The sequence below is a fragment of the Streptomyces polyrhachis genome (assembly GCF_042663125.1).
Taxonomy (GTDB): domain Bacteria; phylum Actinomycetota; class Actinomycetes; order Streptomycetales; family Streptomycetaceae; genus Streptomyces; species Streptomyces polyrhachii.
This window is the reverse complement of the sequence record NZ_JBHSZO010000002.1, coordinates 1-15,952: the sequence shown is the minus strand read 5'-3', so window position 1 is coordinate 15,952 and position 15,952 is coordinate 1. Positions and strand designations below refer to the sequence as shown.

General features: G+C 75.0%; 14 protein-coding genes and 1 pseudogene. 6 read left to right on the top strand and 9 right to left on the bottom strand.

The window, feature by feature from the left end:
- Positions 1-211 precede the first annotated feature (211 nt).
- Positions 212-2,551 (top strand): glycoside hydrolase family 31 protein, encoded by a 2,340-nt coding sequence (locus tag ACFQLX_RS01185; protein ID WP_386410717.1) that lies wholly within the window; start codon positions 212-214, stop codon positions 2,549-2,551.
- Here ACFQLX_RS01185 and ACFQLX_RS01180 read toward each other — a convergent pair.
- From ACFQLX_RS01180 to ACFQLX_RS01165, 4 genes are all read right to left on the bottom strand, one after another.
- Positions 2,458-3,876: an adenylosuccinate synthetase gene (locus ACFQLX_RS01180; protein WP_386410714.1), complete on the bottom strand. Its 1,419-nt coding sequence runs from the start codon at positions 3,874-3,876 to the stop codon at positions 2,458-2,460. The genes ACFQLX_RS01185 and ACFQLX_RS01180 overlap by 94 nt on opposite strands.
- Positions 3,876-4,808, bottom strand: coding sequence for a hypothetical protein (locus ACFQLX_RS01175; RefSeq protein WP_386410711.1), 933 nt, complete (start codon positions 4,806-4,808; stop codon positions 3,876-3,878). The genes ACFQLX_RS01180 and ACFQLX_RS01175 overlap by 1 nt, the downstream gene beginning before the upstream one ends.
- A gap of 98 nt (positions 4,809-4,906) precedes the next feature.
- Positions 4,907-5,665, bottom strand: a complete 759-nt coding sequence (locus tag ACFQLX_RS01170; RefSeq protein WP_386410708.1) for an NUDIX hydrolase — start codon at positions 5,663-5,665, stop codon at positions 4,907-4,909.
- A 183-nt stretch (positions 5,666-5,848) separates the two neighbouring features.
- Positions 5,849-5,995, bottom strand: a complete 147-nt coding sequence (locus ACFQLX_RS01165) for a hypothetical protein (protein WP_386410706.1) — start codon at positions 5,993-5,995, stop codon at positions 5,849-5,851.
- A 61-nt stretch (positions 5,996-6,056) separates the two neighbouring features.
- Between ACFQLX_RS01165 and ACFQLX_RS01160 the strand changes: the two genes are divergently transcribed.
- Together ACFQLX_RS01160 and glpK are read left to right on the top strand one after the other, a co-directional pair.
- Positions 6,057-6,785, top strand: a complete 729-nt coding sequence (locus tag ACFQLX_RS01160; RefSeq protein WP_386410703.1) for an MIP/aquaporin family protein — start codon at positions 6,057-6,059, stop codon at positions 6,783-6,785.
- Positions 6,786-6,804: 19 nt separating this feature from the next.
- Positions 6,805-8,316, top strand: a complete 1,512-nt coding sequence (glpK, locus tag ACFQLX_RS01155; protein WP_386410701.1) for a glycerol kinase GlpK — start codon at positions 6,805-6,807, stop codon at positions 8,314-8,316.
- A 114-nt stretch (positions 8,317-8,430) separates the two neighbouring features.
- Here glpK and ACFQLX_RS01150 read toward each other — a convergent pair whose 3' ends face one another.
- Complete coding sequence (locus ACFQLX_RS01150; protein WP_386410698.1) at positions 8,431-8,589, bottom strand: hypothetical protein; 159 nt, start codon at positions 8,587-8,589, stop codon at positions 8,431-8,433.
- 5 nt (positions 8,590-8,594) lie between these two features.
- Complete coding sequence (locus ACFQLX_RS01145; protein WP_386411269.1) at positions 8,595-8,969, bottom strand: roadblock/LC7 domain-containing protein; 375 nt, start codon at positions 8,967-8,969, stop codon at positions 8,595-8,597.
- A gap of 479 nt (positions 8,970-9,448) precedes the next feature.
- Here ACFQLX_RS01145 and ACFQLX_RS01140 point away from each other — a divergent pair, with 479 nt between their 5' ends.
- From ACFQLX_RS01140 to ACFQLX_RS01130, 3 genes are read left to right on the top strand one after another with little or no spacing between them, the layout of a single operon-like run.
- Positions 9,449-9,889: a hypothetical protein gene (locus ACFQLX_RS01140; RefSeq protein ID WP_386410695.1), complete on the top strand. Its 441-nt coding sequence runs from the start codon at positions 9,449-9,451 to the stop codon at positions 9,887-9,889.
- A 59-nt stretch (positions 9,890-9,948) separates the two neighbouring features.
- Entirely contained in the window at positions 9,949-11,103 is a 1,155-nt protein-coding gene (locus tag ACFQLX_RS01135) for an L-histidine N(alpha)-methyltransferase (protein WP_386410693.1), read from the top strand.
- Positions 11,104-11,120: 17 nt separating this feature from the next.
- Complete coding sequence (locus ACFQLX_RS01130) at positions 11,121-11,750, top strand: hypothetical protein (RefSeq protein WP_386410690.1); 630 nt, start codon at positions 11,121-11,123, stop codon at positions 11,748-11,750.
- A 2-nt stretch (positions 11,751-11,752) separates the two neighbouring features.
- Here ACFQLX_RS01130 and ACFQLX_RS01125 read toward each other — a convergent pair whose 3' ends face one another.
- The 3 genes and pseudogenes from ACFQLX_RS01125 to ACFQLX_RS01115 all read right to left on the bottom strand — a co-directional run.
- Positions 11,753-13,024 carry an MFS transporter gene (locus ACFQLX_RS01125; RefSeq protein WP_386410687.1) on the bottom strand — a complete coding sequence of 424 codons (1,272 nt, stop codon included), beginning with the start codon at positions 13,022-13,024 and terminating at the stop codon, positions 11,753-11,755.
- Positions 13,021-14,136, bottom strand: coding sequence for a MerR family transcriptional regulator (locus ACFQLX_RS01120; RefSeq protein ID WP_386410684.1), 1,116 nt, complete (start codon positions 14,134-14,136; stop codon positions 13,021-13,023). The genes ACFQLX_RS01125 and ACFQLX_RS01120 overlap by 4 nt, the downstream gene beginning before the upstream one ends.
- 105 nt (positions 14,137-14,241) lie before the next feature.
- Positions 14,242-15,952, bottom strand: a pseudogene (locus ACFQLX_RS01115) (hypothetical protein); the annotation flags it as partial.

Below are 15,952 nucleotides of genomic sequence, written 5' to 3'. Positions count from 1 at the left end.
CGTGCGGGGTGTGCGCGGGGCGCGGACCGGAGGCCCTGGGGAGGGCTCCAGGCAGGACGATGCCACGTGATCGACCCGGACACCAGGGTGGGCCCCCCACACCCGGGGCCCGTCCGGTGTGGGCGCGCCACGTGCACGGGCAGGCGGAGTGGAGGTGAACAGGGGTTGAACCGTTTCCTTCGCACCGCCCGCGGATGGCACTGTGTGCCGCATGAGGGTACGGGCCGCGGTGGCGGCGATACGGCTGGTGGGCGCGGCGCAGGCGGTGCGCGCGCTCGGCGCCGGCCTGCGTGCCCGGGCGGCGCGCCGGGCGGAGCTGCGCTCCCGCGCCGGTGAGCGGGCCCGTACCCCCGGTGTGCTGCTGGAGGCGCGGCCGTGCCCCGGCGGCGGGGTGCTGCGCTTCGAGCGGGCGGAGCTGGAGATCCGGGTGACGGTGCGGGGGGCGGTCTTCCTCGGCTGGGACGCGGCGCCCGAGCCGTCCCACGCGCTGGCGGACGGCTGCCCGGCGGCCGATGTGCGCACCCAGCTGGAGCCGGACAAGGACGGCGGCTGGCAGGTCGTCTCCGAGCGGCTGACCGTCGCCGTCTCCCGGCACGGCGCGGTGGAGATCCGGACGCCCGGCGGGCAGTGGCTGCGCCGGGAGCAGCCGCCGCGCTGGTGGGAGCGGCCCGGCGGCGCGGGCGGGGGGCACTGGACGGCCTGTGCGCGGGTGGCGCCGGACGCGCGTTTCTTCGGGCTGGGCGGCCGGGCGGGCGGGCCCCGGCTGCGCGGCTCCTTCCGGTTGTGGAACTCCGATCCGGGCGGTTGTTTCGGCCCCGGCGACGATCCGCTGTCGATCACGATGCCGGTGCAGTTCGTCGTCGCGGACGCCGGCTGCCATCTGGTGTTCGTCGACAACACCCACGACGGCCGCGTCCGGCTCACCGAGGGGACGGAGGGCGACGGCTCCGGCCACGACCGGCCCGGCCGCTGCGAGCTGCGGATGACGGGCGGCCCGCTGCGCTACTGGGTGCTGGCCGGCACCCCGGCGCGGCTGCTGCAGGGCTGGAGCGCGCTGACCGGGGCGCCCGCGCTGCCCCCGTACTGGGCGCTGGGCCACCAGCACGCCCGCTGGGGCTTCGACACGGCGGCGGAGGTGCGCCGCGTCGCCGCCGGCTACCAAGAGCACGGGCTGCCGCTGGCGGCCGTCCACCTGGACATCGACCACTTCGACCGCCACCGCGTCTTCACCGCCGACCCCGTCCGCTTCCCCGGCATCGGCGCTCTGATCGGCGAGTTGCGCGCCCAGGGCACCCGGGTGGTCTCGATCGTCGATCCGGGGGTGGCCGAGGCGCCGGGCGACGCGGTGTACGACAGCGGGCGCGCGGCCGACGCCTTCGTCCGCGATCCGCGCGGCCGGCGGGTGCGCGGCGTGGTGTGGCCGGGGCGCGCCGTCTTCCCCGACTTCACCGCCGCGCCGGTGCGCGCGTGGTGGGGCGGCCTGTACGCGGAGCGGCTGGAGAAGGGCTTCGAGGGCTTCTGGCACGACATGAACGAGCCGGTCTCCTTCGACCCCTTCTCGGCGGGCACCCTCCCCCTGGACACCCGGCACGCGTTGGAGGGGCGCGGCGGCGACCACCGCGAGGCGCACAACGTGTACGCGCTGGCAATGGCGCGGGCCGGCTACGAGGGGCTGCGGCGGCTGCGCCCCGAGCGGCGGCCGTTCCTCTTCTCCCGCTCCGGCTGGGTGGGCATGCAACGCTACGGCGGCACCTGGTCGGGCGATGTGGCCACCGGCTGGCCGGGGTTGCGCGCCTCGCTGTCGCTGGTGGTGGGGCTCGGGCTGTGCGGGGTGCCGTACTCCGGGCCCGATATCGGGGGCTTCGACGGCTCGCCCTCCCCGGAGTTGTACCTGCGCTGGTTCCAACTGGGCGCGTACCTGCCGCTCTTCCGCACCCACGCCGCGCGCGGGGCCGGGCGGCGCGAGCCCTGGGAGTTCGGGCCGCAGGTCCTGGCGGACGCCCGCGCCTGCCTCCTCGAACGCGAGCGGCTGCGCCCGTACTTCACCACGCTGGCCGTGGAGGCGGCGCGCACGGGCGCGCCCTACGTGCGCCCGCTGTGGTGGCACGAGCCGGCGCTGCGCCGGCTGCGGGACTGCGAGGACGCCTTCCTCCTCGGGGACGCCCTGCTGGTGGCCCCGGTGCTGCACGAGGGCGGGCGGCGGCGCACGGTGGTGCTGCCGCCGGGCCGCTGGTACGACACGCGCGACGAGCGGGCGTACGAGGGCCCGGGGCCCGTGGAGCTGGCGGCGCCGCTGGGCTCGGTGCCGGTGCTGGCGCGCGCCGGGTCGGTGCTGCCCGTCGCCGGGCCGGAGGGCGGCGTGGAGCTGGAGGTGTGGGCCCCCGCTCCCGGGGGAAGCGGGGGCGGGAGCGTCGCCGTGGGGACGCCGGACGGCTGGCGGCCGGCGCGCACGGAGCGCTACACCGTGCGCTGGTCGACGCGCGGGCGGGTGCGGGTGGAGCGCGCGGAGGGCGGGCGGCCGTCGTATCCGGTGCGGCTGCGGGGGGTGTGAACACCGGGGCGCAGGGGGCCGCTTGGGCCGTACGACGCCAGCTCCACCGGGGCGCCGAGCGCCTCGGAGACGGCGGCGGTCCACTCGCGGGGGTCGGCGCCCGGCCGACTCCGCCGGCCCGGGAGCGCGCGCAGCAGCCGGCCGGTGAGGTGCTCCTGGCCGGCCGGGTCGGGGCGGGCGCTCACGGGCAGCCGGTCCAGGGGGCGGCCGTCGATCTCGTACGAGCGCACGAGGTCGAGGGGGGCGTGCGCGATCCGGTCGAGGTGGGTGAGCGCGAGTGCGTCCACTCCCCCGCAGACCTCGGCCGCGTAGGCGTGCGCCACCGCGTCGAAGTGCCCGACGCGAAACGCACCTTGCCAGGGTCCGGCGGTGTTGTGCGGCTCGGGGAGGGCGGCGGTGAGCGCGGGGTCCTCGGTGACCAGCGGGCCGGGGCCGTGGCGGGTGGTGTGGGTGCGCACCACGCCGATGCGCCGCGCGGCGCCCGGCGCGCCGGCCTCGGCCAGGAGCGTCTCGGCGTTGGCGAAGGTGGTGGTGGACCAGGTGGTGTACGGGTGGAAGCCGTGCCGCTCGTCCAGCAGCACGCCCTGCGCGCCCTCGAAGACCACCGGGCCCTGCGCGAGCAGCCGCGGCAGGTGCGCCTCGTCGGCCAGGGCCACGGCGCGGGCGAACTCCAGGCAGGCCGTCGCGCACTCCTCCACCGGCGGCGCGCCCAGCGGGCCCAGCTCCGCCGTCAACCGCTCGCGCAGGGCGACGAGTTTGCGCAGCAGCCGCAGCCGCGAGCCGCAGTCGCCCACGAGCGGCGCGTCGGCGGGGTGGGCGAGGGCGTAGCGGGCGGCCTCGCCGACGCCCATCCCGCAGGAGCCGTGCCGGGCGGCGCCGCGCGCCCGTTCGCGCAGTTGTCCGGCGGCGGCGTGGTAGGGGGTGGTGAGCAGGGCGCGCCGGTCCACGGTGAGTAGCCGCAGCGGGGACCGTACGCCCAGCTCGGCGAGGTGCGCGGCCTCGGCGGCCAGGGCGGGCGGGTCGACGAGGGTGAAGCGGGAGAGGTACGTGGGGACGCCGGCCAGGGTGCCGGAGGCGAACTGGGCGAAGGTGTGGTGGCGGCCGTCCGCCGCGAGGACGTTGTGGCCGGCCTGCGCGCCGCCGTTGAAGCGGACGACGGCGCGGACGGGCCCTCCCCCGCGGGGCCCCTCCGCCGCCTCGCACAGCGCGGCCACCACGCGGCCCTTGCCCGCGTCGCCGTAGCCGAGGTCCACGACGACGCTGTGTTCGTCGGTGCGGTGTCCGTCGGTGCTGGGCCCGCCGGTGCTGGGTCCGCCGGTGCTCATCAGCCCTCCCTGCGGCGGTGGTCGAAGGGGGCGAGGGCGCGGCCCACGACGGGGGCGGCGTCCGAGCCGATGTCCGCCAGGTCGGCCAGTCCGGCGTGCAGGTCGATGGCCTCCTCGGAGAGCCCGACGGTGAGCGCGATGGTCTCGCAGACGGCGCTGAGGTCGTCCAGCTCGATCACGTTCTGCCCGAGCAGGCCCCGCCAGGTCTGCAGCACCGCCCGGCTGCCGTAGTAGGAGGAGCCGGCGGGCAGGAGGTAGAACACCTCGTAGGTGCGGCGCAGTTCGGCCACCATGGCGGCGGTCGGGATGTCCTCGGCGAGCTGCCCGCCGAGCACCTCGCGCACCTCGCGGGCCTTCACCCGGCCGTAGGGCATCTCGTCGCCGATGAGGAAGAGGTAGCCCTTGCGGCGGCGCTTCTCCCAGCAGTCCAGCGAGGTGTGCCGGGCCATCGCGTACATCGCCAACTCGTAGCTCTCGGTGGCCTGTCCGCCGCCCCCGCCCTCCAGCAGGATGTCGCCGAGGTTGGCGTCCATCCGATTGTCGGACTCGAACTGGCCCAGCTGCAGCGGCACCCGGTCGCAGGTGGCGTCGCCGACGGCGCCGAAGAGCAGCTGCGGGTGGCGTACGTACTCCTTGCGCCGCAGCAGGCCGAACAGGCCCGGCAGTTTGGCCTGGAGCACCTGCGGCACGCGCCGCATGGAGCCGGTGACGTCGAAGAGCACGGCGATGGCGAGGGAGCCGGGGTGCTCGGCGGAGTCGCGGCTCTCGCGCAGGCCGATTCCGTACGGGTCCAGGCTCGGGTGCGCCCGCCACTGCCGGCGCGGGGTGGCGCTCATGCAGTGGTCGCTGTAGGCGAAGGCGCCCAGGCCCTGGGCGGCGCGGAACTCCCGTGCGGCGTCGTAGACATGGTGGGACCAGCGTCCGCTTCCCATGGTCGTTACCTCCCTGTTCGGACTGGCTCGGATCGGATCGGATCGGATCGGCTCGTACCGGCTCGTGGGTGAGGGCGGCGGGTGGCCCCGCCGCTCGTTCAGCGCACCCCGTCCTCGCGGTCGGGGCGCAGCAGTGCGGGGTGCAGGAGGCGGGCGTCGCCGGCGCGGTAGAGGCGGGCGCGCGGGCCGCCGCGGGTGCTGGAGTGCTCGGCGGTGGCGCCGGTCGACTCCACGAGGCCGGGGACGGAGAGCACCTTGCGGTGGAAGTTCCCGGCGTGCAGCTCGGCGCCCCAGACGGCCTCGTAGACGGCGCGCAGCTCGCTGACCGTGAACTCCTTGCGCAGGAAGGCCGTGGCGAGGGGGGTGTACTCGATCTTCGAGCGTGCCCGCTCCAGCCCGTCGGCGAGGATGTGCGCGTGGTCGAAGGCCAGCGCCAGTCCCGGTACGTCGGCCACCGGCGTCCAGCGGGCGTCCGCGGCGTCGCTGCCGGCGAGTGCCTCGGGGAGGTCGGGGGCGAAGGCCAGGTAGGCGACGGAGACGACGGCCATGCGCGGGTCGCGGCCCGGATCGCCGTACGTGCCGAGCTGCTCCAGGTGGACGCGCCCCAGTCCGCGCTCCTCGTCCAGCCCGGTCTCCTCGGCCAGTTCGCGGGCCGCGGCCTCGTCGAGCGTCTCCGCGCCGGCCTGGACGAAGCCGCCCGGCAGCGCCCAGGCGCCGGCGAAGGGCGCCTCGCCGCGGCGCACCAGCAGCACGCTGAGCGCGCCGTCGCGCAGGGTCAGGGCCACCACGTCGACCGTCACGGCGAACGGCGGGTACGCACCCGGGTCGTACTGCGCGAGGAACTCCTCGTCCGGCATCACGCGGCTCCAGTCCTTCTCAAAGTGAGTTCTTCTTAATAAGAGAATAACCCAGGGGCGGCCGCGGCGGAAGAGCAACGCCCCGACCCGCTCCCGACCCTCGGTTTCCAGCCACCGCGAACCTCTGACCTGGACCGCGCCGATGACACAAAACCCCGTCGTGTCCACCGTCTTGACGACCCATCAGTGCAGGTGAACACTCCCGGATGTCAGTTCGGTATCGCCGACGACGGCCGCACGCCGCCCCTCCCCACCGGCGACCACCAGCACTGGCAGCTCGTCGCGGATGCCGAGCGGGGCGCCCTGCCCTGTGCCGCTGTCCGGCGCCACGGCGGCACCCCCTACCGGAAAGCACCGGGGCCGGGACCCCGGGCAGCCCTAGGAGCCGCACATGAGCAATGGGGACATCTTCGTCGGCGAACTCATCGGCACGGCCATCCTGATCCTGCTGGGTGCCGGTGTGGTCGCCGGCGTCCTCCTCACCAGTTCCAAGGCGCGCGACGCCGGCTGGGTCGTCATCACCTTCGGCTGGGGCTTCGGCGTCCTCGCCGGCGCGTACACCGCGGCGCCCCTCTCCGGCGGCCACCTCAACCCCGCCGTCACCCTCGGACTGGCCATCGAGGGCACGACCGACTGGGGCGACGTGCCCGTCTACGTCCTGGGCCAGCTCGCCGGCGCCTTCCTCGGCGCGGTGCTGTGCTGGCTGGTCTACCTCGGCCAGTTCAACGCCAACCGGGACGAGGCCAACCGGATCGAGACCCTGGGCGTCTTCGCCACCCGCCCGGCCATCTACCACCCGGTGCAGAACCTCATCACCGAGATCATCGCCACCATCGCCCTGGTCCTGCCCCTCCTCGCCTTCGGACTGACGGAGGGACTGGGCCTGTCCGGTACGGGCATCCTCGTCGTCGCCCTCCTCGTGGTGGGCATCGGCATGTCGCTCGGCGGCCCGACCGGCTACGCCATCAACCCGGCCCGCGACCTCGCGCCGCGAGCCGCCCACGCCGTACTGCCCATTCCCGACAAGGGCACCTCCGAATGGAAGTACGCCTGGATCCCGGTCGCCGGGCCCCTGATCGGCGGCGCCCTCGCCGCCGGAATCTTCGAAGTCGCGTTCTAGACCCCTGGGGGACGTCACCATGACGGACACGTACGTCGCCGCGATCGACCAAGGCACCACCTCGAGTCGCTGCATCATCTTCAACCAGGACGGCGCCATCGTCGCCGTCGACCAGCGAGAGCACCGCCAGATCTTCCCCAAGCCGGGCTGGGTGGAGCACGACGCCACCGAGATCTGGTCCAAGACCCAGGCCGTGGTGGCCGGCGCGCTCGCCAAGGCGGGCCTGGGCGCCGACGACCTCGCCGCCATCGGCATCACCAACCAGCGCGAGACCACCGTGCTGTGGGACCGCGCCACCGGAAAACCGGTCCACAACGCCATCGTCTGGCAGGACACCCGCACCGCCGCACTGTGCAACGACCTCGGCGGCTCCGACGGCCAGGACCGCTTCCGCGACCGCACCGGCCTGCCGCTCGCCAGCTACTTCTCCGGCCCCAAGGCCGCCTGGCTGCTCGACAACGTCCCCGGCCTGCGCGGCCGGGCCGAGAACGGCGAGATCGCCTTCGGCACCATCGACTCCTGGCTCATCTACAACCTCACCGGCGGCCCCGACGGCGGCGTGCACGTCACCGACGTCACCAACGCCTCACGCACCATGCTGATGAACCTGGAGACCCTCCAGTGGGACCAGTCCATCCTCGACGCGATGGACATCCCCGCCGCGATCCTCCCCGAGATCCGCTCCTCCGCCGAGGTGTACGGACGCGGGACCGGCCAGCTGCGGGGCGTCCCCATCGCCTCCGCGCTGGGCGACCAGCAGGCCGCCATCTTCGGGCAGACCTGCTTCGGCGTCGGCGAGGCGAAGAACACCTACGGCACCGGTAGCTTCCTGCTGCTCAACACCGGTACGCGGCCCGTCCCCTCGAAGAGCGGGCTGCTGACCACGATGGGCTACCGCATCGGCGGCGAGGCGCCCGTCTACTGCCTCGAAGGGGCCATCGCCATCACCGGCGCGCTGGTGCAGTGGTTCCGCGACCAGCTCGGCATCATCCAGTCCGCCGAGGAGATCGAACCACTGGCGGCGAGCGTGGCCGACAACGGCGGCGCGTACATCGTGCCCGCCTTCTCCGGCCTCTTCGCCCCGTACTGGCGCTCCGACGCGCGCGGCGTCATCACGGGCCTGACGCGCTACGTCACCAAGGCCCATCTGGCGCGCGCCGTACTGGAGTCGACGTGCTGGCAGACCCGCGAGGTCGTCGACGCCATGTACCAGGACTCCGGGGTGCAGCTCACCGACCTCAGGGTCGACGGCGGCATGACCGCGAACAACCTGCTCATGCAGTACCAGGCGGACGCGCTGGGCGTGCCGGTGATCCGGCCGGTGGTCTCCGAGACGACCTGCCTGGGCGCCGCCTACGCGGCCGGTCTGGCCACCGGCGTGTGGCAGGACCTGGACGAGCTGAAGCAGCACTGGAAGCGCGACCGGGAGTGGACGCCGGCGATGGACGCGCAGACGCGGGAGCGCGAGTTCCGCAACTGGCACAAGGCCGTGGAGCGTTCCTTCGGCTGGCTGGAGGACGGCGAGGGCTGAGCCACCGCCCGCCCCGCACGCAGGCGTACGGCCGTCCGCTCCCGCGCGGGGCGGGCGGCCGTACGTCCGCGTGCCGCCGCCCGGAGGGTGCGGGCTCTCGGAGGGTGCGGGCTCTCAGAGGGTGCGGCGCAGGCGCTGGATGACCTGGAGGAGGAGCACCTCGTCCGACTCCGCCGGCTCGCCCTCGGGCGCCGGGTCGGGCGCCTGCTCCCGCGGCTCCGTACGGGGGGCGTCCTGCTGCTCGCGCCCGGCGCGGTCCGGTCGGGGGGCCACCGCCCTCACGCCCCTTCGTGCTTACGGCGGGGAGCCGCCGCGAGGTGCTCGCCGACCCGCCTGACCAGGAGCGCCATCTCGAAGGCGATCTGGCCGACGTCGGCCGTCGCCCCCGCCATCACGGCCAGCCGGCTGCCGGAGCCGGCGGCGGTCACGAAGAGGAACGCCTCGTCCAGCTCAACGACCGTCTGGCGCACCTCCCCCGTGTCGAAGCGCACGCCGATGCCCTTCGCGAGGCCGTGGAAGCCGGAGGCCAGCGCCGCGAGGTGCTCGGCGTCCTCCCGGTCGATGTCGCGGGAGACGCCCATCGCCAGGCCGTCGCCGGAGAGCACCAGGGCCGTCCGTACGTCGGCGACCCGCTCGACCAGGTCGTCCAGCATCCAACTCAGCGCTTCCCGCCCGTCGCCCGCGCCCTCCTCCCGGAGGTCGTCGTCCTGGCGGATCCGGCGGAGCTGGCGGTCCTGCGCCGTCACGGGCGGTCTCCGATCGTGGGGCTGCTGGTGGTACGGGGCCGCGGCGCGGTCGGCGGCGCGGGCGGCCACCGCGGTGGTGCGGCGAATCGACTTCCCTTGACGGCGCATGGACCCCCCAGGTCACTACGGGCGCTCAGGTCGGGCTGGTCGTGCTCATACCCCGTGAACGGCGTGAGCGTACTACTCCCGGGGCGGCAACTCGTAGGGGTATCCGCTCGTTGGACGGGGGGAATGATGATTGCTACCGCTTTTCGGACCGGTCGAAGAGGGGCAGGCACTCCTGAGTCGGGCATCTCGCCGCGAGGGTGCCGCGCACGGACGGCGGGGGCGGAGGTGCCGCGGGCGGGAGCTAGGATCATCGCCGCAGGACAGGGGGAGGAGAGCCGATGGACAGGGTTGGTAGGGCCGGTGGGGCCGATGAGGCCGGCAGGGCTGACGGGGCCGGCAGGCCACGAGGGCCGCTGTGGGTGGAGGAGCCGGTCGGCACACCCCGGCTGCCCGATCCGGTGCGTATCGCGGCCGTGCGGGCCGTCATCATCGCGGCGCTGACGCTGACGCAGGCGATGACCGCCTTCCTGGCCACCCTCAGCGGCTCCTGGCTCGCCTTCCCGACGGCGCTGAGCACGATAGTCAGCACGATCGTCGCCACCTGGGGCGTGCTGGACGTGTGGGTCACCCGGCAGGTGTGGAACCAGCGCAACGGCGTGGTCTCCAGCCCCAGCAGCGCGGCGCGGGCCCTGCGCAGGGAGCGGCGGCGGGCTCGTCGGCGCGCGGGGCGCACCCCGGCGCGCGGACGTGCGGCGAGCGGGCTCACCGAGGCCGCCTGAGGACGTACTCTGGGACAACTGCCCTGGGGGGTAGGGGAGTCGGGAGACGGGGGCCTGTGATGACCGAGGGCGAGGGGGCACTGCACCGGCTGGACGGGGTGCTCAGCACCTCCGGGTACTTCTGGACGCTGTGCCTGGTCGGTGAGGACCAGTCGGAGAAGTTCTCGCGGCTGACGAGCGAGCTGCGCGCGCCGTTCTCGGCGACCGGCGACGGCAAGCGGATCTCCTCCGGGTTCTCCTACTGGGGTGTCGAGTCGACGGTCGCCTGGCTGCACGCCTGCTCGGACCTGTTCTATCCGGTGATGCGGGCCAGCATCGAGTCCTTCCCGCACCGCTGGTCGCAGCTGCTGCCGTCCGTCACCGGGCAGGGCTTCCACTACGTCAGCCTCGGCACGGGGACGGGCCACAAGGACCACACGGTGCTCGAAACGCTCCAGCGGGGGCGCGCCGGGGAGTTGTGCTACGTACCGGTGGACGTGAGTCCGGAGATGCTCCGCCAGGGGCAGCGCGAGGCGCTGCGCGGGCTGGGGCTGCGGGCGTCGAACGTCGTGCCCGTACAGCTGGACTTCGCCGGCGCGCGCAACGCGCGGCGGTTGCGGCGGCTGGTGGAGGAGCTGGTGGGGGACGAGCCGGTGCTGTACGCGCTGGCGGGCAACACGCTGGCCAACTTCGAGAGCGACACGGGGCTGCTGGCCATGCTCGTACGCGAACTGCTGCGGCCGCAGGACCGCTTCCTGCTGGAGGTGGCGACGACGGGGGCGCTGGACGAGCCCAGCGCGCTGGCGGCGGCGCAGGAGTACCAGGCCAGTCCGCGGTTCGGGGAGTTCGTGACGAGCGCGGTGATGCAGTACACGGATCTCCATATCGACATGGACAGCGTCTCCTTCGAGCCGGCGGTGGAGGACGACCGGGCGCTGATGGTGAAGGTGGTGTACCGCAACCGCACCGGGGCGCCGCTGCGGCTGACGCTGCCGGACCGCAGCCGTATCGACTTCCCCGAGTCGGACACGATCCGGCTGCTGATCACGCGCAAGTACGCGGAGCAGGGACTGGTGAAGCTGCTGGGCGACGCGCGGGCGCAGGAGGTGGACCGCTACCGCTCGGGATCCCACGCGGGGTACGGGGAGCCGCGTTTCGGGATGGACCTGATGCTGCTCAGGAGCGCCGCGCCCGCGCCGGCGGCCGCCCCGCCGCCGCCCAACCCCTTCACCTGAGGGGCGGGTCGACGGCGATGGCGCGGCGTTCGCGGCGGCGGTCCTGGCTGGCCGTGCTCACCTTCAGCGCGCTGGCGCTGGCGCTGGGGGTGTGCGTCAGCTGGCTCGTCACGGCGCCGGCGGCGGCGCGCTGGGAGCCGGTGATCCAGACCCTCGCGCTGTGCGCGGCGATCTCCGGGGTGTTCGCGGAGCGGCGGGCGGCGGCGCAGGAGCGCCTGCAGCAGACGCTGCAGGCGCTCGCCGGGGAGCTGGTGAAGAACGCCGGCGTGCTGGCGGACCCCCGGTTCGCCCCGCTGGACCCGGCGCATCCGGTGCACCGCGTCTTCCCGCGCCCGGTGCTCTCCGCCAGCGACGCGGCGCTGGTCTCCGGGGTGCTGGCGGAGCGGCGCCACAGCGCGCTGACCGCGCTGCTGCACGAGTGGCGCGACACGGTCCACGAGCTGAACCGCCGCCTGGACCTGGCGGAGGTCCGCAGCTTCGTGGTGGAGCCGGGCAGCGCGGAGCTGATCCGCATCGACGAGAGCCTGCGCCGCGACGGCGGCCATCTCCAGCACGCCCGCGCCCTGCACACGCGCCTGGAGACACTCCTGCGCGCGCAGTACGGGGGCGTGGTGGACGTGCGGGAGCCCCCTCCCGCCGTCCGCTGACGTCACCGGGCGGCGTAGTGCCGCAGCTCCGGCACGGCTCGTACGACCGCCGCCACGGCCGTGAGGGTCAGCAGTCCGCCGGCGCAGATCGCGGTGCGGGGGCCGAGGAGTGAACCGGCCGTGCCGTGCAGCAGGTTGGCCAGCTGCGGGCCGCCGATCAGTACGACGGTGAGCGAGCCCTGGATCCGGCCGCGCAGCGCCTCGTCGGTGCGGGCCTGGGAGATGGTGGTGCGGAAGGTGCTCAGTACGAAGTTCACCGCCCCGCCCAGGCCGAGGGCCGCCAAAGCGACCCAGAGCCGCGGGGCGAGGCCCAGTACCACCACCGTGGCTCCCCAGGCGGCGGCTGCCGCGGCCAGGAGGGCGCCGTGCCGGCGGGCGCGGGTGAACGTTCCCGAGAGCAGGCCGGCCGCGAGCACTCCGGCCGGGTAGGCGGCGTACAGGAGGCCCAACTCCCGTCCGCCGCCGGGTGGTCCGCCGTATACGTGCCGGGCCAGCTCCGGGAAGAGGGCGGTCGGCATGCCGAGGACCATCGCGGCGAGGTCCACCGCCAGGACCGCGCGCAGCAGCCGGTCGGCGGCCAGGTGGCGGAAGCCGGTGAGGATCCGGCCGGGCAGGGACCGGGCCGGGCGCGGTGGCGCGGGACCGTCCGGGCCGGGTGGCAGCGACGGCAGCCGGGCGACGACCGCGAGGACGGCGAGCAGTGTCACCGCGTCGCACAGGTAGAGGGCCGCGAGTCCGGCCGCCGGCAGCAGCGCTCCGGCCAGCACCGGGCCGAGGATCGCTCCGGTGTAACGGGTCAGTGCGCTCAGGCTGTTGGCCGCGGGGAGGAGGTCGGGCGGGACGAGGCGCGGCACCACGGCGCCCGTCGCCGTCATGATCGCCCCGTAGGCCGTCCCCTGGCAGGCCACCAGCACCATCAGCAGCGGGAGCGAGCGGCCGCCCAGGGCGGCGTGCGCCCCCAGGACCGCGTAGGTCAGGGCCAGTTGGCCGTGTGCGGCCAGCAGCACCGTACGGGCGTCCCCCGCGTCCACGACGGCGCCCGTCCACAGCGCCGCGCCGGCCAGTGCGACGAAGGCCACCGCGGCGGCGGCCCCCACGGCCGCCGAGGAGCCGGTCAGCGCGAACAGCTGGGCCGGGACGGCGACCACGCTGAACGAGCCGACCACCGCCGTGAGGGCGGAGGCGGTCCACAGCCGCCGGTAGGGCGCTATGGACAGGGGGCGGCGGTCGAAGGCGTACGGCCTCGGGGAGCGGACGTGCGAGGTGCTGCTCACCGGGCGGCGCCGGCGGGGGTCTCCAGCGCGACCACCTCGGCGACCGCGCAGGCGATGTTGTCGGGGGCGCCGTGTGCGTAGGCCCGGGCGATCAGTTCGTCGAGTACGGACTGCGGGTCGCCGGGGGCGGTGAGCGCCTCGCGCAGGAGGTCGTCCGGTACGACGGCGGACAGGCCGTCGGAGCACAGCAGGTATCTGTCGCCGGCCCGCACCCCGTGCAGGGACAGGTCCGGGCGGGCGCCTCCCGCGCCGGTCAGGGCCCGGGCGAGCAGGAAGCGCTGCGGGTGGGAGGCGGCCTCCTCCTCGGTGAGGCGGCCCTCCGCGACGAGGGAGCGCACATGGGTGTGGTCCTCGGTGATGCGGAACAGCCCTCCGTCGCGTACGAGGTACGCGCGGCTGTCGCCGATGTGCACCAGCGCCAGGTCGGCGCCCGACCAGAGCAGCGCGGTGAGCGTCGTGACGGCCTCCCCCGCCGGCTCGGAGGCGGTGATCTTCGCGAGGGCGCGGTCGGCCTCGTCGACCGCGGCGGCGAGCGCGCCGAGGAGCTCCCCGGCGGGGAGGTCCGCGCCCCGGAGTGCCCTGAGCACCTCGACGGCGGCCTCGCTCGCCCGGTGGCCGGCCGCCCCGCGGACGCCGTCGGCCACCGCGAGCAGTCCCGGGCCGGCGTAGGCGGTGTCCTCGTTGCTCGTACGCACCGGTCCGGACTCGGAGCGGGCGGCGTAGCGGATTCCCAGGGCGGGGGCCGCGGGCCCGTGGGGTGTGCCGGCCATCGAACTGCCTCTTCCCGTCAGGTAGTCGACGAGGAAGGTGGCGAGCTGTCCGCGCGCGGCGGTCTCCGCCCGTACCTGCTCCCAGTAGTCGGCGACCGCCTCTGCCGCCGCCGGGGCGGGCAGCGCGCACACCCGGCGGATGTGCTCCAGCGGCATGCCCAGCCGCCGCAGCCAGGCGATCAGGCGGGCCTGGTCCAGCTGCGCGGGGGCGTAGTAGCGGTAGCCCGAGTCCCCGTCCACCGCCGCGGGCCGCAGCAGGTCCAGTTCGTCGTAGAGCCGCAGCGCCTTGGGCGACAGTCCGGCACGGCGGGCGAACGCCCCGATGGTCAGCAGGTCTCGCACCGCTCCTCCTCGTCCCGGCCGTCCGGCCGGTGCCCCGATGCTGGGGTCTCCCCCTGGGGGAAGGTCAACCGCGGGGCACGGCGCGGACGAAGCTCAGGCACGCCGTCACTGCGGGGTGCGGCGGAAGAGGCGGGTGGCTGTGATCTCGCCGTGGACCTGCTCCTCGCCCGGGCGCTGTTCGGGCAGGCCGGGACGGAGGTGTTCCTCGACGGAGATGTACTTCAGGCCCGCGCGCAGGTCCGCGTCGTTGCGTAGGCGGATGACCAGGGGGAACTCCGCCAGGGCCGTGGTGTCGAAGAGGCCGGTGGTGTAGAGGAGTTGGACGCCCAGGGCGTCGGCCACCGCGCGCTGGAGCTCCAGGAGGTAGGTGGCGTTCGCCCGGCCGATCGGGTTGTCCAGGAACAGGGTGCCCGCGTGGCGGGGGCCGGTGGTGGGGGCGGTGCCGCGGTCGTTGCTGCGCAGGGCGGCCATCGTGCAGTACAGGGCGATGGCGGCGGTGAGCAGCTGGCCGCCGGAGAAGACGTCGCCCATCTGGCCGACCGGGACGCGCTCGGCGCGCAGCACGGCGTCGGGCTTGAGGATCTCGACGCTGACGCCCTTGGGCCGCAGGGCCGCGGCGACCGCCCGCAGCAGGAGGGACATGCCGTCGCGGCGCAGGTCGCCGTTCTTGCGGACGGCCGCGCGGGTGGCCTCGTCGATGACCTCGCCGAGGCGTTCGGCCAGGGTGCTCTGGTCGGGGTCGGTGAAGCGGATGCGCAGGAACTCCTGCCCGGACCACTCCCCCAGTCCCTCGGGGAGGCGGGAGAGGTGCTGGGCGGAGCGCAGGGTGGCGAGGGCGGACTCGACCAGGCCGCGCAGGCGGTCGACGATGCTGTCGCGGTTGCGCTCCAGCTGTGCCAGCTCGTCGGTGAGGACGCGCAGTCGCGGGGCGAACGCCTGGGCCCAGGCGGCGGCGTGCTCGGGGAGGGCGGCGGCGGGCAGTTCGCGGATCTGCTGGCGGGCGGGGGTGCGTACCTGCTCGTAGCGGGTGGAGTTGGCGTGGCGGACCAGTACGTCGCAGGTCTCGCGCAGTGCGGACTCGGCGGCGGCCAGGTCGCCGGCGCAGCCGCGCAGGGAGCGGCGCGCCTCGGTGGCGGCCAGGCGGGCGGCCTCCAGGTCGCCGGGGTAGGGCTCCTCCTCGGCGCGGGTGTCCTCGTCCCCGGCGCCGCGCAGCAGGTCGCGCAGCAGGGCGGCGGTCTCCTCGAAGCCCCGGGCGGCGTCCTCGGCAGTGCGGTGGGTGTGCAGCAGCGCCTCGTGGGCCGCGGCGGCCTCCTCCAACGCCTCGGTGTGGGCGGCCAGTTCGCCGCTGGCCGTACGCAGCAGCGCCTGGGCGCGGGCGGCGTCGGCGGGGCGCAGCCCCTCGGGCAGCTCGGCGTGGGCCGCGGTGTCGCGGGGGGCGAGGCGTTCGGCGTCGCCGCGCAGCCGGCCGAGCTGCTCGCTGGCGGCTTCGGCGCGTGACTCCAGCAGTGTCACCAGTTCCTGGGCGCGGGCGGCGGCGGCCTGCCGGGAGGGGGCGTCGGCGCCGTCGGTGCCTTCGAGGAGCTGGGCGGCGCGGGTGCGGACCTTGTTGCTGAGGCGGCCCAGCTCGGCCAGCGCGGCGGTCTCCTCGCTCTCGGCGCGGGCCTGCTCGGCGCGCAGGTCGGCGCCGACGCCCACCTTCTCGTAGAGCTGGGAGGCGGCCCGGTACGCCTCGCGCAGGGCGGGCAGCGCGACCTCCCAGGGCGCGGTGGCGGGCGCGGGCTCGGCCGCTCCGGCGATCTCCGCGCGCTCGCCGCGC